Genomic DNA, 20,693 nt, shown 5'->3' with positions numbered 1-20,693 from the left:
AAAAAAACAATAACTAAATCATATTCGGCAATCTACCTGACCTGCTCCTGACAGACAGGGAACAATTGCCGTTGTTGTAAAAGTAAGGGGTCGTCTGAAAACTGCCGTTTGAGTTTTCAGACGACCCTCTTTCCCATAAAAACCTCTTAACCCCCACCTGAAGGAGCTGTAATGAACCATCCGATTCGTTATGCCTACCTGCTTGCCGCCGTCCCGCTGCAACTTTCCGCCCGAACCACCGAACAGACGGAACATGTTAACCTGCCCACCGTTAACGTAACCGGACAAAGCCGTACTGCTTCGCGTGACAGTTATACCGTGCCGGTCATGTCCACCGCCACCGGCCTGCCGATCTCCCCAAAAGACACGCCGCAATCCGTCAGCGTCATTACGCGCAAACAAATGGACGATTCGGGCGCGACCACGCTGGAAGAAGCGTTGAAAACCACCACAGGGCTGAATATTTACAAACAGGGTTTCCAAACCCGCTTTCAATCCAGAGGCTTCGACATCGCTCAGATCAGCGAAGACGGTGTCAATTCGACTGTCTGTACCATGTGCGGCAATAATCCGCACGATGCCAAACAACTGACCGATACCGCACTTTACGACCGCATCGAAGTCGTACGCGGAGCAACAGGTCTGCGTAAAGCGCAAAGCGAGCCGGGCGGCAGCATCAATGCCATCCGCAAACGCCCGACCGCTGCGCCGCTGCTTGAATTTGATGCAACTGCCGACCGCTTCGGCACGCTGCGCACTTCCGCCGATGTATCGGGATTCCTCAGCCGCGACAATGGCTTGCGCGGGCGCGCGGTTGCCGTACTTGAAAAAAATAAAAGCTGGCGTAAAAACAGCGACGGCAATAAAGGGATTATTTACGGCGTTATCGACAAGCAAGTCGGGGAAAACGATATGCTGACGTTGAGTGCGATATACCACCGTGAAAAAGATGTACCTTCCCTGTTCGGACTGCCCGCCAATCCCGACGGCAGCGACCTACGATTGCCGCGCGACAGCTATTTGGGTGCGAACTGGAATCGTGCGGATTACAAAAAAGCCAATATGTTCGCCGAATGGAAGCACTATTTCGGCGATCGTTGGAATCTGACCACTTCCGTTGATTACCGCCGCAACAAATCCGTTACCGAATATGGTTACGTCCCGCAGCGGCAAAATATTTCGCCCGCAGGCACATTGAGTGACGGTTATACTGGCAGAAGCGATCGCAACAACAGTCAATGGACTGTGCAAAGCGATTTAGAAGGAAAATTTGATTGGTTCGGCCGCGAACATGAGTTTTACGCGGGCTATGAATACACCAAAGAAAAATTCGATAATATGTGGAGAGGCACACCCTTGAAAGATGGCAACTATCCTGTTTTTTCTTGGACGGGTGATGAAATTGCCAAACCTAATTGGAACACGGCCCGCAATCTCGAAATTCGTAAAACCGTTCCCGACACCCACACAGCGACCATAGCCACCCGCCTGAACATTGCCGACAAATGGCACATCCTGCTCGGCACAAGTTACAGCCGCTGGCGGCAATCACAATATCTGTCATGGATGAAAACTCCCGACAGCCACTATAAAAAAGGCCGTTTCATCCCCTACGCAGGCATTACCTACGACATCACCCCGCAACAAAACCTATATGCAAGTTACACCAGCATTTTCAAATACTCGGGCGATTATTACGACATCAATGACAAGCTCTTGCCGCCTGTAATGGGCAACAGCTACGAAATCGGCTGGAAAGGCGCGTGGAACAACAATAAATTGAACACCACCCTCGCCTTGTTTCAAACCGAAAAACACAACCAACCCACAGATACATGGTTGGGTAAAGACCTTACAACGGGCAATATCCGTCCTTGGGTACGCGGCGACCGCGCCATCTACACTCCTGTACGCATGGAAAGCCGCGGTATTGATGCCGAAATTGCCGGCAACATCACCGACGACTGGCAGATTTTTGCGGGCTACACCTTCAACAAAAGGCGTTATACCTCTACCGCAGCCGCCCAAACCGCAGAGCGCAACGGTCGCGGGGTCGATTTCAGCCAGCACACGCCCCGACATATCTTCCGCCTCAATACCATGTACCGCCTGCCCGGTGCGGCGCGCAAATGGACGGTGGGCGGAGGTGTGAACGTCCAAAGCAAATCCAGCCCGATTATAGTGAACGGAGAGAAACAATATTTGGGCGGTTACGCCGTTTGGCATGCAGCCGTACAATACGAACCCTCCAAACACACCAAGCTCAGCCTGAAAGTCGACAACCTGACCGACAAACGGTATTACGAAAGCTATGCCCACCGCGCTACCTACCAAGGACATTTCTACGGACAGCCGCGCAATGTAACCTTGAACTTCAAGTGGAAGATGTAGCCATTGTATGAAGTGAGGTCGTCTGAAAACACAATCCGGCTTTCAGACGACCTCTTACCCCTGCCGTCATGCCCGCCCATATCGACATGACGGCATCGGTATTTTCATTTGAACATCTGCAAACAGTCGTCTAAAACCTATCAGGAAACAAAAGTTTCGAATAGCGTGTCTGATACCGTTACCCCGCAAATGTAGATTTTCAGACGACCTCCCGTTATTTGTACCAACACACCATCCATGAACATCCTCAAAAAATTCTTTTACCTTGCCCGCCCTTTTTGGTCAGGGGCACACGGCCGCCTCCAATGGCTGATGCTCGCCGTTTTGATAGGGTTTACCCTATTCTCCATCACCATCAGCGTTTGGATTGCCGCATGGGACAAACGCTTCTACGACGCGCTGGCTGCGTTTGACGGCGCATCTATGCCTTCGCTCATTGTCGAATACCTCGGCTATATGGCGATGGTTATCGGCTGTATCGTTTGTGCCGACTGGCTGCAAAAACGCCTTATCTTCCGTTGGCGCACCCATCTGACCGAGCAATTTCAAAAAAACTGGCTCGAAGGCCACAAACATTACCGCCTGCGCCTGACCGGAGAACCAGACAACCCCGACCAACGTATCGCCGAAGACATCTACCTCCTTGCCGACAAAAGCATCAGCCTCTTTCGCTCCTTCATCAATAATATTGCCAAATTCAGCGCGTTCGTCGCCGTATTGTGGACGCTCTCCGGCGTACAGACTTTCAACATCGGCGGATACAGCATTACCGTTTACGGCTATCTCGTTTGGGTTGCACTAATTTATTCTATCTTCAGCACCATCATCGCCCATCTTGTCGGCCGCAAACTGAAAAACCTCAACATCGACCGTCAACACCGAGAAGCCGACTACCGTGCAGCTCTTTTACGCGTACGCGACCATGCCGAACAAATCGCCTTCTACAACGGCGGCGAAGCCGAAACAGGCCGTCTGAAACAACGCTACCTCCGCATCCGCGACAACTGGCGGCGGCTGACCAACTGCGAATTCCGCCAAGAAACTTTCTGGGCGACCTACGTGCGCATCAGCATCTTCATCCCCATCCTTGCCACCCTGCCCATGTACCTCGCCAAAACCATGACCTTCGGCGACATGATGCAGACCCGCACATCGTTTGCCCGCGTCCAAGACAGCTTCGGCTGGTTTACTGACGCATACCGCCGCCTGATTGAATGGGCGGCAGTCGTCGAACGCCTCTCCGGTTTTCAGACTGCCTTGGAACAAGTAGAACAAAAAAGCCCCTCCCTTCAGTCACACCAAACAGATTTATCTCATCATAGCGGCAAGGTCGTCTTGCAAAACCTTACCGTCCACACCCAAACCGGCAGCCCCCTGCTTACTGATATTCACCTCCAAGCCCATTCTCCGGAATGGGTATTACTTGAAGGCAGAAGCGGCATCGGTAAATCCACCCTGCTGCGCGCCCTCGCAGGCTTGTGGCCGTATTACCAAGGCAGTTTCGCCCTCGAAGGTAGCCGCCTGTTCTTCCCGCAACGCCCTTACCTGCCTGCGGACACATTGCGTCAAACTGTCAGCTATCCCTATACGACCTGCCAAGACGACCATTTGATTCAAACCGTTTTGGAACAAGTCGGCTTAAGCAGCCCCACGGGTCGGTTGCACACGTTGATGAACGATTTGGACACTTCACACGAATGGCACGGCATCCTTTCCGGCGGAGAGCAGCAACGCCTCAGCCTTGCACGCGCACTGCTGCACAAACCGCAGATCCTGTTCCTAGATGAAGCCACCAACCAGCTCGATGATGAATCCGCCCTGATGTTGATGCAGACCCTCAAGCAACATTTGCCCGATACTTTGGTCATCGGCATTAGCCACCAACCCAAGATTCAAGCCCTGTTTGATAGCTCTCTGAATTTGAATGAAAAATTATTTAAATGTTAAAATGTGCAAAACGCTTGCTTTCAATCCTAACAAGGGATATAGTACTAAGTAACTAGTTCTTATTGATGAGAACTACTCCTTGGATACTTGCCTCCGGTTCTCCAACCCGGGGGCGTTTTTTTGCGTTTTTATTTTGTGTTTGTATGAATAGGATAAAGACGAAATATAAAAGGTTTTCAAAACACGAGGCCTATAATCTTTATAAAAGATTGACTATAAATAAAAAACACCAATCTCAAAGCCATAGTCAAATAAAACCGCAAACCACGCTTTCCCAAACTTTCAGGCCGTCTGAATTCCTCTCTCCAATATCGTTAATCCCATATTTCAGACGGCCTGTTTAACCCTCTATTGCAAAGCTTGGCACAAGCACCGCTGACCGACGGCAATTAATTACTATATAATCAAACGCATTGTTACCTCTACAAAGGAGCCACACCATGACCACAAAAATTAAAATTGGTATCGTCGGTGCAACCGGTTACACAGGTGTTGAATTGTTACGCCTGCTCAGCAGCCATCCCAACGCAGAAGTCACTGCCGTCACCAGCCGAAGCGAAGCCGGTATTGCGGTTGCCGACTACTTTCCCAGCCTGCGCGGTATTTACGACCTTGCATTCCAAACGCCTGAAGATGCCGGGCTTGACCGTTGCGACCTCGTGTTCTTCGCCACGCCCAACGGCGTGGCCATGAAAGAAGCACCGACCCTTGTGGAAAAAGGCGTACGCGTGATTGACCTGTCTGCCGACTTCCGCATCCGAGACATCCTCACATGGGAAAAATGGTACAAAATGGCCCATGCCGCGCCGCAACTCGTTTCTCAAGCAGTGTACGGCTTGTGCGAACTTTACAAAGACGACATCGCCAAAGCCATGCTGGTGGCCAATCCGGGCTGCTACCCTACCTGCGTTTCCCTGCCCTTATTGCCGCTGCTTCAGGCTGGCCGTCTGAAAGCCAACGCGCCTCTAATTGCCGACTGTAAATCCGGTGTTTCCGGTGCAGGCCGCAAAACCAGCACCCACACCCTATTGTGCGAAGCAGGCGACAACTTCAAAGCCTACGGTGTCGGCGGCCACCGCCATTTACCTGAAATTCGACAAACCCTGTCCGGACTGCAAGACCATGTTTCAGACGGCCTGATTTTCGTACCACACCTTGTTCCGATGATACGCGGTATGCACGCCACCCTTTATCTGCACCTGCAAGAACATACCGATCCTGAAGCCTTGCTGCTCGAATACTACCGCGACAGTCCTTTTGTTGATGTCCTGCCTTCAGGTTCGACACCTGAAACCCGCAGCGTACGCGGCGCCAACCTTTGCCGTATCAGTGTTCAAAAAGCGCCCGATCAAGACGATGTGTGGATTGTTCTTTCCGTCATCGACAACTTGGTTAAAGGCGCAGCCGGTCAAGCCGTGCAGAATATGAACATCATGTTCGGCCTGCCCGAAACCACCGGTCTGACTAATGCACCATTGATGCCTTAAGCCATTCTTATTAAAAACACAAGGCCGTCTGAAACTTTGATCGTTCAGACGGCCTTTATCAATTCATTCACAAACATTACTCATACACCACGCCGGCAAGCATTTCTTCTTCATTCAAGTTGCCGTACTGTTGCTCCCAATCGTGGGTAGCCTCCACCATATCGCATTCTTTGGCAAAAGCCAGCAGCCTGCCATCCATCTGATCCAGACTCAAGCTGCCCAAGCGTTCGCATTCCGAAGCCGTCAGATTACCGTCCGCCTCATGCGCCTCCGAAGATCCGAAAGGCAGAGCAAAAAAACCCAATACCAACGCCAGCAGCACCCCAAAAGTATTTTTACGCGAACGAGTCATTTCACACCTCTCATCATAATCATATAGCAGGTTTAAATCAGAAAAACTAAACCAAATAAAATTAAACTAAGAAAAATCGAACAGAAAATTAGAAATATCGATTTATCTAAGACAAAACGAATAATACTAAGAAAAAATAGAATATGCAATACTTTTTCTTAGATGAAGTAATTTTTTTCTTACAATTTTATAAAAACTAAGGTAAAATACACTCAAATCGTCCAAACCATATAAAAAACATACCTCCATAAAGGCATAAACATGGATACCTTTAAAGACCGCCTGGCTTTCTTATGGAAAGATGAAGCCCGCCAAGCCAAAATTGCCGCCGACATCGATATGACCATCGCCGGATTCAGCCGTATCTGGAACGAAGGCGGCCTGCCGAAATCGGAAACGCTAAAAAAAATCAAACAACTTAAAGGCTGCAGCATAGACTGGCTTTTGACAGGCAAAGGTTCCCCCTTCCCTGATTCCGAAGTCCCCAAAGCCACAGCAACCGACACACTGGGCAATCCAGTCGATATAGACGAATTTGTCTTCGTACCGCGTTACGACATCCAGGCCGCGGCCGGACACGGCCAGCTCGTCGGCGACGAACAGCCGATGTTCGCCATGGCATTCCGACGTTATTGGATTGAAAATTATGTAACGCGCGACATCAAAAACCTTTCCGTTATCTCAGTCAAAGGCGACTCGATGGAAGGCGTACTGAATGATGGCGACACCATCCTCATCAACCACGGCCAAACCACGCCGCGCGACGGCCTCTATGTTTTGCGCCTCAACGAAAACCTTTTGGTCAAACGCCTGCAACTGATACCCGGCGGCATCGTCAATGTCATTTCTGCCAACGAGGCCTACCCTACTTTTGAAATCGACTTGAAAAACCCGACCGACGACGTTGCCATCATCGGCCGTGTCGAATGGTTTGGCAGAAGCATCTAAATCTGACATACTGGTGCTTGAAATTTCTGCCATGCCCTCCATGTAAGCTGGCAGACCCTGTCTGCACAAACTTGCCTTGACTAACGGTTTGCGCGACAATAGTAAAAATATTCATATAAAAGGAATCACATCATGTCAGACGAAAGCCCTATTATCTTTACTGACAGCTGCTGCACCAAAGTTGCCGACCTGATCGCCGAAGAGAACAATCCCGACCTGAAATTGCGCGTATTCGTCAACGGTGGCGGTTGCTCCGGCTTCCAATACGGTTTTACCTTTGACGAAATCAAAAACGACGACGATTTTGAAATCCAGAAAAACGGCCTGACGTTCTTGGTTGACCCGATGAGCTACCAATATCTGGTTGGTGCGGAAATCGACTACACCGAAAGCCTACAAGGTTCTCAATTCGTCATCCGTAATCCGAATGCAGAGACAACTTGCGGTTGCGGCTCATCCTTCTCCGTATAAACAATCTGTTTTTGCCATAAAAAACAGGCCGTCTGTATCTTCAGACGGCCTTTTGTGTGAATTTATTTTAAACAACATCAGATTTACCTTATAATAATAATATCGGGCGTGAATATTTACTCTACAATAGACATAACATTGGACATGCATATTACCATATAAATAAAAATTTATTGTCCAGCCGATTAACGACACAAAGGCAAACCGTACTTGGTCTGCCTGAGACTGCAGCCTCTGTTTTGGCTCGTATCATAATCCAAGACAGCTCAAACACAATAACAAAACCTTAGGCTAAACCCATTTGGTTGACGCAGTCGAAATACTCATGGGATATCAATGAGCAAACAAGAAAAATTTTTCGACGTATACGTTTCCTATCCGCCGAACACGGATAGGGAGCGCATCCATGCCTGCCTGTATGACAACCTGCCCGAAAACGAAGTCGAGAGCCTGATTCAAGCCTTGGCTGAGCGTCCGCAAGCCATTGTGGCCGAGAAATGCACCCAAGACGAGCGCGAAAATGCGCAGCATTACTTCAGCTATTTGGGTTTGGACGTGATCGTACGTCAAGCTATGGAATTGGAAGCGGTTGAAGAAGAACCCGTATTGGCAGTCAACACTCCCGACCCTATCCAATGCCCCGTCTGCATGACGATTATTGATGAATTAGACGCACAGGAGTGTAAAACCTGTCGCTTTGATTTGACAGAAAAAAATGAGTTGGCCATCCAGCGCAAGCGCATTGAATGGCAGGAAAAAATCTCTTTCGAGCATAAAAAACAAACCGAAATTGCCCACAAGCTCAAATATGAACGTGAGCAGGAAGAGAAAAAGCTGCGCAAGAAAATCCGTGCCGAATTGGAATCCCAATTACGCGAAGAGTTAGGCCAAAATCCTGAGCTGGCCGCACTTGCAGCGAGGAAGAAAACACAGTTTCTGCTTACAATGGCTATCGTGTTCGCCGTTTTGAGCCTGCTTGCACTCGGCTATATCGCTGCAAAATTCTTCTAAACTGATTCAAAAACTTAAGGCCGTCTGAAAACAGATTTTCAGACGGCCTTTTATTTTCTTATTGATTGAATCATTTCAATCAAGCCTCTTGCACATCAACATCCACCGACCATCTGATTTTACCGTCGCGGTTTTGCTGCAACACCTGTACCCACAAACTCACGGCGCGGTGCAAATCTTGTCGGGATGTCGATTCGAGGAAGATTTGCGCACGCTCGCGTTCGGCGAGGCGCACCATCAGCATAGGGGCGGCGCCTAACTGGGAGACGCTTTCGGGCAAAAGTGGGGCGAGTGTTTCTTTGGCGGCGTTGAGAAATTCCATCGCATCGGCCACGCGCGGCGCGTCGGCGCGGACGGCAGTCTGAAAACCGAAGGGCGGCATGGAAAACATTTGCCGCTCGTTCAATTCGTTTTCGGCAAACACGGCGTAATTTTGCGCTTTGACGGCGGCGAAGACAGGATGTTCGGGCAATTGGGTCTGTATCAACACCTTGCCAGGTTTGTCGGCGCGCCCCGCCCTGCCGGACACCTGCATCAGCTCGGCGAACAGCCTTTCCGGCGCGCGAAAGTCCGCGCTGTACAGGCTGCCGTCGGCATTCAACACAATAACAAGGTTGAGCCGCGCAAAATCATGACCTTTGGCGAGCATCTGCGTGCCGACTAAAATGTCGATTTCATTGTCGGCGATGCGGCGGTACAAATCCGCCCAGTCGTTTTTGTGCGCCGTGCTGTCCCTGTCGACGCGGACGACGGCGGCCTTGGGCAGGAAGGCGCGCAGGGTTTCTTCGACGCGCTGCGTGCCGTGTCCGACGGCGGTCAGGTCTTGGTTGCCGCAGTCGGGGCATTTGTACGGGATGGGTTCGCGGTGGTCGCAGTGGTGGCAGCGCAGTTGGCGGGCGCGTTGGTGCAACACCATTTTGGCGGAGCAGTTCGGGCAGCCGAAGGTATGGCCGCAGTCGCCGCAAAACAGCGCGGGTGCGAAACCGCGCCGGTTAAGGTAAACCAGCGACATGCCGCCTGCTTCAAAGTTCTGCTTCAAAAGCTGCAAGGCTTGCGGCGAGAAGCCGTTGTCGAGTTTCAGACGGCCTACGTTGAGGATATCCACTTGCGGCAGTTGCGCGGCGGCATGGGCGCGCTCGGTCAGTTGCAAGAGGCGGTACGCGCCGCTTTGCGCCTTGTGCCAACTCTCCAAGCTGGGCGTGGCGCTGCCCAATATGATGGGACAGCCGCTCTGCTTCGCCCGCCACACCGCCAAATCGCGGGCATGGTAGCGCAATTCGTTGTCTTGTTTGAACGAGCCGTCGTGTTCCTCATCGACCACAATCAGCCCGACATCAGGCAAAGGCGTGAACACCGCCAGCCGCGTGCCGATCACCAGCTTCGCCTGCCCCAACATCGCGCGCAAATAATCCTGCGTGCGCCTGCCTGCCGCCATCTGGCTGTGCAACACGGCGGTCGGCACGTTGGCAAAACGGTTTTCCACCCGCTTCAAAAGCTGCGGCGTGAGGTTGATTTCGGGCAACAGAAACAACACCTGCCGCCCCTGCGCCAACACTTTCGCCATCGCATCGAAATACACCTCGGTCTTGCCACTGCCGGTAATGCCGTACAGCAAAAACGGCTGAAATTTACCAAAGGCCGTCTGAATTTCATCGGAAGCCTTCTGCTGGTCAGCATTTAATACAAATTCAGAGTGCGAAGCCTGCCCGTGGTACGACCTCAATACAGGCTTTGCCGCTTCCGTTGTTTCAATCCAACCCTGCTCCGCCCAATCTTCGATTAATTTCGCCGCCTGCGCATTCACCTGCTTCAACGCCGCCATCGTCATTCCGCCCGACAGCAGCGCGTCCCACAAAGCCGCTTTTTTGTTGAACCGAGCCGGCGGCGGCGTTTGCGCCCTACCCGCTTCGTTCAAAGCGTAAAACAACGGCGGCTGCGGCATTTCCACTGCGCGCGTTTCCTTCAAACCCTGCGGCAGCGCGGCAAACACCGCCTGCCCGGTCGGATAGTGGTAATAACGCGACGTAAACGCCAACAAATCACGCCAGCTTTGAGGCAACGGCTTTTCTTCCACAAAGGCTGCCTGAACGCTCAAAATCCGCGCCGTATCCATATCGGGCGCAATATCCGTTTCCCACACAATCCCGACAACGGTTTTATTGCGGAAAGGCACAAGCACCCGCATTCCCGGAGGAAGCGGCTCGGAATGGGAATAAGTCAAAAGGCCGTCTGAAAGCGGCACGTTTACGGCAATACGGTGGTAGAACATACAAACAATCAAATTATTTTTTCGTATTTTAACAGCCGAAAGCTATTTTCAGACGATAATTTGAGCCTTAGCACAATGCAGACATGACGGAGGTTTGATACAATGCCTTACTTTCAACACACGCAAGTCTTTCGCATGAAAACCAAGTTAATCAAAATCTTAACACCGTTTGCCGTCCTTCCTTTGTTGGCATGCGGTCAACCTGCCGTATCCAACGCCAACGCGGCGCCTGCCCCTGCTACCAAAGCGGAAGCGCCTGCCGACAAATCTGTTGCCGCTTCTTTGAAAGCGCGTCTGGAAAAAGTCTATGCCGCCCAAGATTTGAAAGTTTTGAGCGTCAGTGAAACACCGATTAAAGGCATTTATGAAGTTGTCGTCAGCGGCAAACAAATCATCTATACCGACGCCAAAGGCGACTATATGCTTGTTGGCGACCTCATCAACGTCAACACGCGCCAAAGCATGACTGAAGAACGCGCCGCCGATTTGAACAAAATCGACTTCGCTTCCCTGCCTTTGGACAAAGCCATCAAAGAAGTACGCGGCAACGGCAAACTGAAAGTCGCTGTTTTCTCTGATCCGGACTGCCCGTACTGCAAACGCTTGGAGCATGAATTTGAAAAAATGACCGACATCACGATTTACACCTTCATGATGCCGATTCCAAGCCTGCACCCTGATGCCGCGCGCAAAGCCGAGCTGTTGTGGTGTCAGCCTAATCCAACCCAGGCATGGATTGACTGGATGCGCAAAGGCAAACTCCCAAGCGGCAAAGCAAACTGCGAAAACCCCGTTGCTGAAACCACTTCGTTGGGCGAACAATTCGGTTTCAACGGCACGCCGACCGTGGTCTTCCCTAACGGTCGCAGCCAAAGCGGTTACAGCCCTATGCCTCACCTCAAAGAAATCATCGAGAAAAACCAGTAATACCGGGTTTAATCTCCATAAAGGACGCTTTACGCGTCCTTTTTTCATGTCGCCTGCCATCAACTGCCTTCAGACGGCCTCGATACTGACAAGTACAAAAAAGGACGTGTCCAACACGTCCTTTTTTCCCTTTACCTTACAGGTAGAATTTTTCAATCACTTTCAGGTTTTCATCCAATTTGTACACCAGCGGCTGACCGGTTGGGATTTCCAAGCCCATGATGTCTTCGTCGGAAATGCCTTCGATGTGTTTGGCCAACGCGCGCAGGGAGTTGCCGTGTGCCGCAACTAAAACACGTTTGCCACTCAGAATGGCCGGAGCGATTTGGTCTTCCCAGAAAGGCAGTACGCGCTCGAGGGTAACTTTGAGGTTTTCGCCATCAGGTACGACATCGCTAGGCAGGTTGGCATAGCGGCGGTCGTTGTGGGCGGAATGCGGGTCTTTAGGATCGAGCAGCGGAGGCAAGGTGTCGTAGCTGCGGCGCCAGATGTGGACTTGCTCGTCGCCGTATTTTTCTGCGGTTTGTTTTTTATCCATACCTTGCAGCTGGCCGTAGTGGCGTTCGTTCAAACGCCATGATTTGATTTGTGGAACAAACAGTTGGTCGGATTCTTCCAAAACGATGTTACAGGTTTTGATGGCACGGGTCAGAACGGAAGTAAAGGCGATGTCGAACTCGTAGCCCTTCTCTTTCAGCTTTTTACCTGCTGCTGCGGCTTCTGCCAAACCTTGCTCGCTCAGCTTGACGTCGCGCCAGCCGGTGAAAAGGTTTTTCGCGTTCCATTCGCTTTGTCCGTGACGGATGAATACTAATTCCATGATAGTTTGCTCCAATGAAGTTTGGGAAAGGGTATTTATATCACACTTTGCCGCCGCGCTGATAACGCCGGCGGTTTCTTTTGATATGTTGCAAGTTTGCCTCTAGTCTTCAGACGGCCTTGTCGGAAGGTAAACGTCAAAACGCGTACTTTTGCCTGTGTATTGATAAGCAGGTTTGCACCCGTCGAGAAACTCTCCTAAGCGCGGGCGTTTGACGACAATGCGCTTTTTGGCGGTATTCAACGCTGCGTCCAGAAGCTCGGCTTCGTCTTGTGCCGCGCCGACCAAGTCGTGAAAGTAAGCCATTTCTTTTTTCACGGCGGCGGTTTTGTGGCGTTCCGGATACATCGGGTCTAGGTACACTACATCGGGTCTGCCTTTTTGCGCGGCCAATTCCTGCATTAAATCAACGGCATTGCCGAAGTGCAAAGTAATGCGTTGGGCAATCTCCCGTGTTTCTTCACTTTGCCCTGCCCTGTTGAGGCCGTCTGAAAGTAGACAGGCAACGGCGGGATTTTGTTCAAAAGTGTGTACATTCAAACCCAACGAGGCAAGCACAAAACTGTCGCGCCCCAGTCCGCCGGTAGCGTCCCAGACAGTCGGTTGAGTAGTGTGGTTAACGGCTTTGGCAATCAACTCGCCTCCGCCTTTAGTACGCCGATAATGGGCGACACCGCCATCAAAATCAACGCGGACACGGCCTTTTTCACCGGCGCGGCACAAACTGATGCCGCTTTCGTCAGCGATAAGGAAACTGCCTTCTTCAGGCTGCCGGTCGATAACGGTCAGCCCGAAAGGCGCGGCAAGGCTGCGAAGTTTGGCAGATGCGGTTTCGTCAAAATAAATCTTGTACATAAGGCTTATGTTTCAGACGGCCTTGAAAACTCAGGCCGTCTGAACGTTTTAATTGATGTCCAAGCGTTCCATGCGATAGCGCATAGAGCGGAAGCTGATGCCCAAAAGTTTGGCGGCTTGGGTACGGTTGTAACGGGTTTGCTGCAAAGCCTGCTCGATGATGCTGCGCTCCACTTGATCGAGGTAATCCTGTATCTGCATGGTACGCGGATCAAACGGTGGAATGGGGCTGTGATTGAGCGTAGTTTCGCGCGTGTCAGGTTCGGCAATATCATCAAAAGAGAAGCCGCTGCGTTCAGCCTTAACCTGTGGGGCATTTTGAATCTGCAAGTCGTCCACTTGTATCACTTGGCCGACCGTCAGTGCGACGGCGCGTTCGAGGATGTTTTCCAACTCGCGGAAGTTGCCGGGATAGCTGTAATGCAACAGGGCTTCTTGGGCTTTCGGGCTGAGTTTGTAGGTTTGATTGCCGTGACGGTGTTTGTACAGCAGATACAGAATCAGCGCGCCCAAGTCTTCGCGCATTTCGCGCAAAGGCGGCATGTGCAGGGTGACAACGTTGAGGCGGTAATACAAGTCCTGACGGAATGCGCCGCTTTCAACCAAAGCTTCGAGGTTTTTGTGGGTTGCACAAATAATGCGCACATCCACAGGGGTTTCCCGCGCATCGCCGATACGGCGCACGGCTTTTTCTTGAATGGCGCGCAGGAGTTTGACCTGCATGGCAAGCGACAAATCGGCAACTTCGTCAAGGAACAAAGTGCCGCCGTCAGCATGTTGGAAAAAACCTAAACGGTCTTGATCCGCGCCGGTAAAGCTACCTTTTTTGTAACCGAAAAATTCGCTTTCCATCAGGTTTTCAGGGATGGCACCGCAGTTGACGGCAATAAACGGTTTGTCTGCGCGGTCGGACAGCTCGTGAATCGTGCGCGCCGCCTGCTCTTTACCCGTACCGGACTCGCCGGAGATATAAACGGGAACAAGGCTGCGGGCCAATCTGCGAATCAAGTGGCGTACTTCAACCATTTGCGGCGAAGTACCCAACAGGCGCGGCATATCGTCCTCGCCTTCCAATATAGGTGCATCTTGTTGCAGAGAAGGATTGATGCTGCCGGCCGAAAAACGCTCTTTTAAGGAATTGAGCCCTTCCGGAACAGTCAAAGGCCGGTTAAATTCACTCTGTACGCTCTTAGGAGGCGTAACGACAGGCTTGGCCGGCTGAGGTTCGGGTTTATACAGGGCGGCAGAAACAGGCGCAGGCTGCGATTTGACTTTTTCAGACGGCGTGGGTTCGGCAGTATTGTCTGAAACCGATACTGCCGATTTAACCAATGAACGCAACTGAGACAGCGTAATCGGTTTTTGCAGATAATCAAACGCCCCTGCTTTCAAGGCTTCAACGGCTTGGTCGGCATTGCCGAAAGCCGTAATCACGGCAACGGGCGTGTCGAGCATCAGTTCATCAATGTATTGGACAACCTCGAGGCCGGAGCCGTCGGGCATACGCATATCGGTCAATACCAGCGAATAATCGTTGTTGTCCAGCTTGTCTTTGGCTTCTTCAACACCAGCCGCAGTATCGACGCGCAGACCCATTTTCATCAGGGTCATTTCCATCAGGTCGCGGATATCTGCCTCGTCATCGACAACCAAAACCGGCTCTTGCAATTTATTCATCCTGCGCTTGCTCCTTCGGTAAAATCAGTTCAAACCCGTTCATTTCAGGGTGATAATGCAGCTGCCCCATATTGGCGTGTGCCAACTCGCGTGCGACGTAAAGCCCCAAGCCGGTACCTTGTTTTTCGGTGGTGTAAAACGGCTCGAACAAATGATTTCGTACATCGGGCGGCACGCCTTTGCCGTTGTCCGCCACGACGATGGAAATATGCATCCTGCCGCTTGAACGGATAAGGACGGTAATGGCGTTTTCGTCCTGACGGCTGTGTCGCCAAGCATTGTTGCACAAGTTCCACATCACTTGCTGCAAATGCATGGGGTCAACCAATACGGTCAGATTGTTGCCGTCCATATTCATGCGCAGACAACCGATGGCATCAGGATTGTTCAAGGTAAATTCCTGCTTGAACTCTAACCAGAATTTCATCAGATTAATCGGCTGGCGGCTGATGTTGTCTCGTTTGTTAAGCAGGGATACGTCTTCCAACATCTTATCGATACGTTGGATATTGCTGTCGATGATGTTGTAGAGCTTGGCCTTGAGCGGATCTGCCTCATCGCCTTCCTGCAACAAATCGCTGGCATGACGGATGGCGGACATCGGGTTGCGGATTTCGTGGGCAAGGTTGGCAGTCAACTGTCCAAGCGAAGTCAGCTTGGTAGACATGGCCTCTGCAGCCACTTCACGCAATGAGCGGACGTACAGCATCAGCAACTCGGTCTGCTCCTGAATCAGCGGAACGGCACGGACGTGCATGGCGTGTTGGAAAATATGGATATCGGTTTCAAAAGGTTTGTCGGGTTGGCGCTGCCAACGTGCCACCAGCTCGCCAAACACGATTTCCTGCTGATCGATAATCAGGCTGGGAAAATAGATTTTTGCCTGTTTGTTAAACAGCCACACGCGTTGGGTTGCATCAATCACCACAACCGCTTCCTGCACGCGGTTCAAAACCAAATGGTTCAAGCCGCTGATACGGCGGTAGGCCAGTTGATGGCGGCTGGCGGACTCTGTGGCCTGCTCCAAATAACGGGCGGCAAACGATGTCAGCATCGCCACCAGATAGCCTGCGCCGATCAGCATCAAAGAATTCATCATTGATTTCGCGTCCCAATTAAACGAATCGAAACGCATACTGCCGTCTAAAAACAGGTTCAAAATAAACAACATTGCCGTATAACCTGCGTACAGCATGGGATAATGTCCATAACTGAGCAGACACGACGTGGCGACAAACGGCAAAACCAAAATCCCGAAACCGGAAGCTGTACCGCCGGAGATATACACCAAAACCATCATCATGGTGATGTCGACCACGGCGCTGGCATTGGGCAAATCCAAAGACTGCCACTGCCAGCCCGGGCGGAACACGGAGAGCATGATCAGGAAGAAATACAGCGTTACCCAGATATAAAACTCAATGTCCGGCAACGAAACGCCAATTAGGTTGCCGCCCGTGTAGCTGCCGAAAGCGTGCAAAACCAAAAGCGGTAAGACGATGGCTATTCGGGCAATGTTGATTACACCGGGAATCCGCTCCCTCAGATTACCCAGTTCTTGAAGATTGGCTCTGTTCATAAGTGAACCTTTTTTTATTATCATGCAATGTCGTATAAATTTAATTTATTTAGATATATTCGTTCTTGTTTCAGGACAAACTTTCCAGACGGCCTGATATTTCCAATACCTTGCCTTTTTTACCGCGTTTGCCGTCAATATCGGCAATACGCAGTTTTTCCTGATGTTCTGCACCGCGTCGGCCGACCGATACAACGGTAAATTCAGGAGAAGTCGTTACCACGATGTGTTCCAAAGATGCACCATCGGCCAACGACATCAGCTGCAAACCGCGGCCTTTAGGCATGACTTTGAGTTCGCCAATGGAAAACGCCAAGAGACGGTGGTCGCTGCTGGCCAGTACGACTTTGCAGTCAGGATTGATGAGCGAAGAGGCATAGACGGCAACCGGCGGCAGGACGGTTTCGCCGCTGTCCACGGTCATCACCACTTTGCCCGCTTTCACGCGTCCGACCATATCGCCCAGTTTGGCGATGAAGCCGTAGCCGCCGCTGCCTGAGAGCAGGTAATGTCGTTCGGGCTGTCCGGTGAGCATGGCAACGGGTTTCGCGCCGTTTTGCAGCTCGATTAACGATGAAACCGGCACGCCGTCGCCGCGTCCGCCAGGGATTTCGGCGGCATCAAGCGTGTAGGTTCTGCCCAATGAATCGAGGATGACGACAGGTAAAACGGTGCGACCTTCAAGGGTTTGTTTGAGGCGGTCGCCTTCTTTGAACGCGGTTTGGCTCAAATCGAGATTGTGTCCGGCACGGCTGCGTATCCAGCCTTTTTCCGACAAAATCAGTGTGATGGGTTCATCGGCGGTGGTTTGTGTCAGCACTGCGCGTCCTGCTTCCTCTACCAGCGTGCGGCGCGCGTCGCCAAACTGCTTCATGTCCGCCTGCATCTCTTTGATAATCAGCTTGCGTTTTTCGTTTTCGTCGCCCAAAAGGATATTCAGACGACCTTGTTCCTCGCGCAATTCGTTCAATTCTTTTTCGAGTTTGAAACCTTCCAAACGCGCCAACTGGCGCAGGCGGATTTCCAAAATGTCTTCGGCTTGGATTTCGGTCAGCCCGAACGCCGCCATCAAATCGGCTTTCGGGTCGTCTGATTCGCGGATGACTTTAATCACTTCGTCGATGTGCAGAAAGACTTTCAGACGACCTTCAAGGATGTGCAGCCGTTTTTCCACTTGGTTCAAACGGAATTTCAGACGGCGTGTTACGGTAACGACGCGGAAATCCAGCCATTCCTGCAAAATCGTTTTCAGGTTTTTCTGCGCGGGGCGGTTGTCCAGCCCCATCATCACCAAGTTCATGGACACATTGCCTTCCAGCGAAGTCTGCGCCATCAGCGTGTTGATGAAGGTATCCGTATCGATGCGGCTGGATTTCGGCTCGAATACCAGTCGCACGGGATGCTCGCCGTCGGACTCGTCGCGCACGCGGTCGATTAAATCCAGCATCAGCTTTTTGGTGTTGAGCTGGTCTTGGTTCAGCTGCTTTTTGCCCGCTTTCGGTTTCGGGTTGGTCTGTTCTTCGATTTCGGCAAGGATTTTGGCTGAATTGGCGTTCGGCGGCAGCTCGGTCACAATCACGCGCCATTGTCCGCGCGCCAGCTTCTCGATTTCGTAACGTGCACGCACGCGCACGCTGCCCTTGCCGGTTTCGTAAATCCGACGCAATTCGTCCGTCGGCGTGATGATTTGACCGCCGCCGGCAAAATCGGGCGCGGGGATGTACTGCATCAGGTCGGCGGTTTCCAGCGTCGGCTTCTTCAACAGCGCAATCGCCGCCTGCGTGACCTCGTTCAAATTGTGCGACGGAATTTCGGTCGCCATGCCCACCGCGATGCCCGACGCACCGTTGAGCAACACCATAGGCAGGCGGGCGGGCAGGTGCAGCGGTTCGTCAAACGCGCCGTCGTAGTTCGGCACAAAATCCACCGTCCCCTGATTGATTTCGGACAACAGCAATTCCGCAATAGGCGTCAGCCGCGCCTCGGTGTAACGCATCGCCGCCGCTCCGTCGCCATCACGCGAACCGAAGTTGCCGATGCCGTCGATTAAGGGATAGCGCAAGGTAAAATCCTGCGCCATGCGAACCATCGCTTCATAGGCGGAACTGTCGCCGTGCGGATGGTATTTACCCAAAATTTCGCCAACCACGCGCGCCGATTTCACCGGCTTCGCTCCCGCCGTCAAACCCATATCGCGCATGGCAAACAAAATGCGCCGCTGCACGGGCTTCTGGCCGTCTGAAACTTCAGGCAGCGCGCGGCCTTTGACCACACTCATGGCGTATTCGAGATAGGCGCGTTCGGCGTACTGACCTAACAGCAGGTAGTCTTCACCGACAGGAGATGGACTTGGAGCGGAAATGTGTTCTGTCATCAGGATGGTAAAACGAAATAAATTAAAGAAGGATATTGTAAAGCAAAATCGGTAGTCATAGCCAATTTGAGTGATGAACGGTAGCGCAGCAACAATAAGGCTTACCGAATCAGGTCAGCAAATGGAATCCGTTTCGACAAAAAAGGCCGTCTGAAACCATTTCATGTTTCAGACGGCCTTTTCATTTTGGTTTTAAATCAAAACTTCGTTATTCTGCAGTAGCCGGTTTGGCCGCAGTTCTAATGGTTAAGGTCAACGCGGCGGCGATGGCGAGGAAAACACCGGCAAAAGTCATTGCGTTGGCAGGGTCTGCGCCAAGCAACTTCTCATAAACCTTACTAAAAGTAAGAGTTTGAATAAACATCGGAATAACGATCATCATATTGACGATGCCCATATATACACCGTAACGCTCTTTCGGAATGGAATTTACCACAATCATAAACGGTACACCCATCATACTTGCCCAACCGACACCAAAACCAATCATTGGGACAAACATTAAGTATTTATTACCGATGTGCGGAATGCTAAGCAAGGCCAGCGCGGCAAGGGTTACGGCAAAGGCGTGAACATATTTGGCGGCGTATTTGCGCGCCATCCACATCAGGCCGAAGGCGGAGATAAAGGTTACAACATTATAGAAACCGTTTACCAAACCGGTCCATGCAACAGCCTCCTGATAAGCAACCTTATCGGCAGAAGTGGAATCCCAAACAGATTTAACAAGACTGTGTGAAATATATTGCCAATAAATAAAAAGTGCATACCATTGGAAAAGATAAACTGAAGCAAGCTGCCACAAAGGTTTGGGCATTTCTTTAATAGCACTATAGATGTCTTTAATGGCATGAACAGGACCTCTTGGCTGAGCTTTAATTGCTGCCATTTCTTGAGGTGACGGTTCACGTTCAGGAGTAGTTAATACAGTTACTAGGACAGAACCAATAGAGCAAACCGCACCAATATAGAATGAGCCAAACACCCAATACGGAATACCCACTTCAGAAGTTTGGTTCAACCAACCAACTTGTTTAAGGAGATAAAGAGAAATGTTAGCAAGGGTAATACCCAAACCGGTAAACACAGACTGCATCAAGAAACCGGTGGATTGCTGATTCTCAGGAACCGTATCGGCAATAAAGGCACGGAAAGGTTCCATTGCGGTGTTGTTACTAATATCCAAGAGCCACAGCAGCAATACAGCCATCCACAAGGCGGTAACGTGCGGATACAAGAATAAGCATAAACTGCAACCGATCGCACCAATTAAGAAATACGGGCGGCGACGCCCCAATCCCGGTACCCATGTTCGGTCACTCATTGCACCAATAATAGGTTGTACGATTAAACCAGTCACCGGGCCGGCCATATTAAGGTAAGGCAATATACTGGGATCTGGGTTAAGAAAGTTGAAAATCGGATTAATCGCAGTTTGCTGCAACCCGAAGCTATATTGAATACCGAAGAAACCGAAGTTCATCAGCATAATCTGGCGAAGTGTCATCGCCACTTGTGGGGAGATTTTCATAGGAAGGCTACTCCTGGGTAATAAACTATGGAAACAACAAACTCCAATTTCAGC

At 51.2% G+C, this 20,693-nt stretch carries 15 protein-coding genes; 7 read left to right on the top strand and 8 right to left on the bottom strand.

Annotation, left to right across the window (positions count from 1 at the left end; translation table 11 throughout):
- Positions 1-171: 171 nt before the first annotated feature.
- From HMPREF2700_RS01090 to argC, 3 genes are all read left to right on the top strand, one after another.
- Positions 172-2,391: a TonB-dependent siderophore receptor gene (locus HMPREF2700_RS01090; protein WP_070589345.1), complete on the top strand. Its 2,220-nt coding sequence runs from the start codon at positions 172-174 to the stop codon at positions 2,389-2,391.
- A gap of 237 nt (positions 2,392-2,628) precedes the next feature.
- Complete coding sequence (locus HMPREF2700_RS01085; protein WP_070589343.1) at positions 2,629-4,338, top strand: ABC transporter ATP-binding protein/permease; 1,710 nt, start codon at positions 2,629-2,631, stop codon at positions 4,336-4,338.
- Between the two features lie 440 nt (positions 4,339-4,778).
- A complete protein-coding gene (argC, locus tag HMPREF2700_RS01080; RefSeq protein ID WP_070589341.1) occupies positions 4,779-5,825 on the top strand; it encodes an N-acetyl-gamma-glutamyl-phosphate reductase in 1,047 nt (348 codons plus the stop codon).
- 76 nt (positions 5,826-5,901) lie between these two features.
- Here argC and HMPREF2700_RS01075 read toward each other — a convergent pair whose 3' ends face one another.
- Positions 5,902-6,177: a hypothetical protein gene (locus HMPREF2700_RS01075; RefSeq protein ID WP_070589339.1), complete on the bottom strand. Its 276-nt coding sequence runs from the start codon at positions 6,175-6,177 to the stop codon at positions 5,902-5,904.
- Between the two features lie 261 nt (positions 6,178-6,438).
- Between HMPREF2700_RS01075 and HMPREF2700_RS01070 the strand changes: the two genes are divergently transcribed.
- The 3 genes from HMPREF2700_RS01070 (at position 6,439) to HMPREF2700_RS01060 (ending at position 8,607) form a co-directional block, all read left to right on the top strand.
- Positions 6,439-7,125: a S24 family peptidase gene (locus tag HMPREF2700_RS01070; RefSeq protein ID WP_070589337.1), complete on the top strand. Its 687-nt coding sequence runs from the start codon at positions 6,439-6,441 to the stop codon at positions 7,123-7,125.
- 132 nt (positions 7,126-7,257) lie between these two features.
- Positions 7,258-7,596, top strand: coding sequence for an iron-sulfur cluster insertion protein ErpA (gene erpA / locus HMPREF2700_RS01065; RefSeq protein ID WP_003680162.1), 339 nt, complete (start codon positions 7,258-7,260; stop codon positions 7,594-7,596).
- Between the two features lie 336 nt (positions 7,597-7,932).
- A complete protein-coding gene (locus tag HMPREF2700_RS01060) occupies positions 7,933-8,607 on the top strand; it encodes a hypothetical protein (RefSeq protein ID WP_070589335.1) in 675 nt (224 codons plus the stop codon).
- Positions 8,608-8,686: 79 nt separating this feature from the next.
- Here HMPREF2700_RS01060 and HMPREF2700_RS01055 read toward each other — a convergent pair whose 3' ends face one another.
- Positions 8,687-10,876: a primosomal protein N' gene (locus tag HMPREF2700_RS01055; protein ID WP_070589333.1), complete on the bottom strand. Its 2,190-nt coding sequence runs from the start codon at positions 10,874-10,876 to the stop codon at positions 8,687-8,689.
- A 135-nt stretch (positions 10,877-11,011) separates the two neighbouring features.
- Here HMPREF2700_RS01055 and HMPREF2700_RS01050 point away from each other — a divergent pair, with 135 nt between their 5' ends.
- Positions 11,012-11,803 (top strand): DsbC family protein, encoded by a 792-nt coding sequence (locus HMPREF2700_RS01050; RefSeq protein WP_070589422.1) that lies wholly within the window; start codon positions 11,012-11,014, stop codon positions 11,801-11,803.
- 136 nt (positions 11,804-11,939) lie between these two features.
- Here the strand turns inward: HMPREF2700_RS01050 and HMPREF2700_RS01045 are convergent, their stop codons facing one another.
- The 6 genes from HMPREF2700_RS01045 to HMPREF2700_RS01020 form a co-directional block, all read right to left on the bottom strand.
- The gene (locus HMPREF2700_RS01045) at positions 11,940-12,623 is read right to left on the bottom strand and encodes a 2,3-diphosphoglycerate-dependent phosphoglycerate mutase (protein WP_003679823.1); all 684 of its coding nucleotides are present in this window, start codon (positions 12,621-12,623) and stop codon (positions 11,940-11,942) included.
- Positions 12,624-12,725: 102 nt separating this feature from the next.
- Positions 12,726-13,478: a class I SAM-dependent methyltransferase gene (locus HMPREF2700_RS01040; RefSeq protein ID WP_070589331.1), complete on the bottom strand. Its 753-nt coding sequence runs from the start codon at positions 13,476-13,478 to the stop codon at positions 12,726-12,728.
- A 48-nt stretch (positions 13,479-13,526) separates the two neighbouring features.
- Positions 13,527-15,155, bottom strand: coding sequence for a sigma-54-dependent transcriptional regulator (locus HMPREF2700_RS01035; RefSeq protein WP_070589329.1), 1,629 nt, complete (start codon positions 15,153-15,155; stop codon positions 13,527-13,529).
- On the bottom strand, positions 15,148-16,734 hold the full coding sequence (locus tag HMPREF2700_RS01030) for a two-component system sensor histidine kinase NtrB (protein WP_070589327.1): 1,587 nt from the start codon (positions 16,732-16,734) through the stop codon (positions 15,148-15,150). Before HMPREF2700_RS01030 ends, HMPREF2700_RS01035 begins: the two co-directional genes overlap by 8 nt.
- 70 nt (positions 16,735-16,804) lie before the next feature.
- Positions 16,805-19,108, bottom strand: coding sequence for a DNA topoisomerase IV subunit A (parC, locus tag HMPREF2700_RS01025; RefSeq protein WP_070589325.1), 2,304 nt, complete (start codon positions 19,106-19,108; stop codon positions 16,805-16,807).
- Between the two features lie 208 nt (positions 19,109-19,316).
- Complete coding sequence (locus HMPREF2700_RS01020) at positions 19,317-20,639, bottom strand: MFS transporter (RefSeq protein ID WP_070589323.1); 1,323 nt, start codon at positions 20,637-20,639, stop codon at positions 19,317-19,319.
- Between the last annotated feature and the right edge of the window lie 54 nt (positions 20,640-20,693).

The sequence above is a fragment of the Neisseria sp. HMSC068C04 genome, from assembly GCF_001810105.1.
GTDB classification, from domain to species: domain Bacteria; phylum Pseudomonadota; class Gammaproteobacteria; order Burkholderiales; family Neisseriaceae; genus Neisseria; species Neisseria flavescens_B.
This window is presented reverse-complemented; position numbering and strand designations above follow the sequence as displayed.

Excerpts from the sequence above, each read along its gene's own strand:
- HMPREF2700_RS01050 (WP_070589422.1), top strand. The coding sequence starts at position 11,012 with ATGAAAACCAAGTTAATCAAAATCTTAACACCGTTTGCCGTCCTTCCT.
- HMPREF2700_RS01035 (WP_070589329.1), bottom strand. The coding sequence starts at position 15,155 with ATGAATAAATTGCAAGAGCCGGTTTTGGTTGTCGATGACGAGGCAGAT.
- erpA (WP_003680162.1), top strand. The coding sequence starts at position 7,258 with ATGTCAGACGAAAGCCCTATTATCTTTACTGACAGCTGCTGCACCAAA.
- argC (WP_070589341.1), top strand. The coding sequence starts at position 4,779 with ATGACCACAAAAATTAAAATTGGTATCGTCGGTGCAACCGGTTACACA.
- parC (WP_070589325.1), bottom strand. The coding sequence starts at position 19,108 with ATGACAGAACACATTTCCGCTCCAAGTCCATCTCCTGTCGGTGAAGAC.
- HMPREF2700_RS01070 (WP_070589337.1), top strand. The coding sequence starts at position 6,439 with ATGGATACCTTTAAAGACCGCCTGGCTTTCTTATGGAAAGATGAAGCC.
- HMPREF2700_RS01060 (WP_070589335.1), top strand. The coding sequence starts at position 7,933 with ATGAGCAAACAAGAAAAATTTTTCGACGTATACGTTTCCTATCCGCCG.
- HMPREF2700_RS01030 (WP_070589327.1), bottom strand. The coding sequence starts at position 16,734 with ATGAACAGAGCCAATCTTCAAGAACTGGGTAATCTGAGGGAGCGGATT.
- HMPREF2700_RS01055 (WP_070589333.1), bottom strand. The coding sequence starts at position 10,876 with ATGTTCTACCACCGTATTGCCGTAAACGTGCCGCTTTCAGACGGCCTT.
- HMPREF2700_RS01040 (WP_070589331.1), bottom strand. The coding sequence starts at position 13,478 with ATGTACAAGATTTATTTTGACGAAACCGCATCTGCCAAACTTCGCAGC.
- HMPREF2700_RS01075 (WP_070589339.1), bottom strand. The coding sequence starts at position 6,177 with ATGACTCGTTCGCGTAAAAATACTTTTGGGGTGCTGCTGGCGTTGGTA.
- HMPREF2700_RS01045 (WP_003679823.1), bottom strand. The coding sequence starts at position 12,623 with ATGGAATTAGTATTCATCCGTCACGGACAAAGCGAATGGAACGCGAAA.
- HMPREF2700_RS01020 (WP_070589323.1), bottom strand. The coding sequence starts at position 20,639 with ATGAAAATCTCCCCACAAGTGGCGATGACACTTCGCCAGATTATGCTG.
- HMPREF2700_RS01090 (WP_070589345.1), top strand. The coding sequence starts at position 172 with ATGAACCATCCGATTCGTTATGCCTACCTGCTTGCCGCCGTCCCGCTG.
- HMPREF2700_RS01085 (WP_070589343.1), top strand. The coding sequence starts at position 2,629 with ATGAACATCCTCAAAAAATTCTTTTACCTTGCCCGCCCTTTTTGGTCA.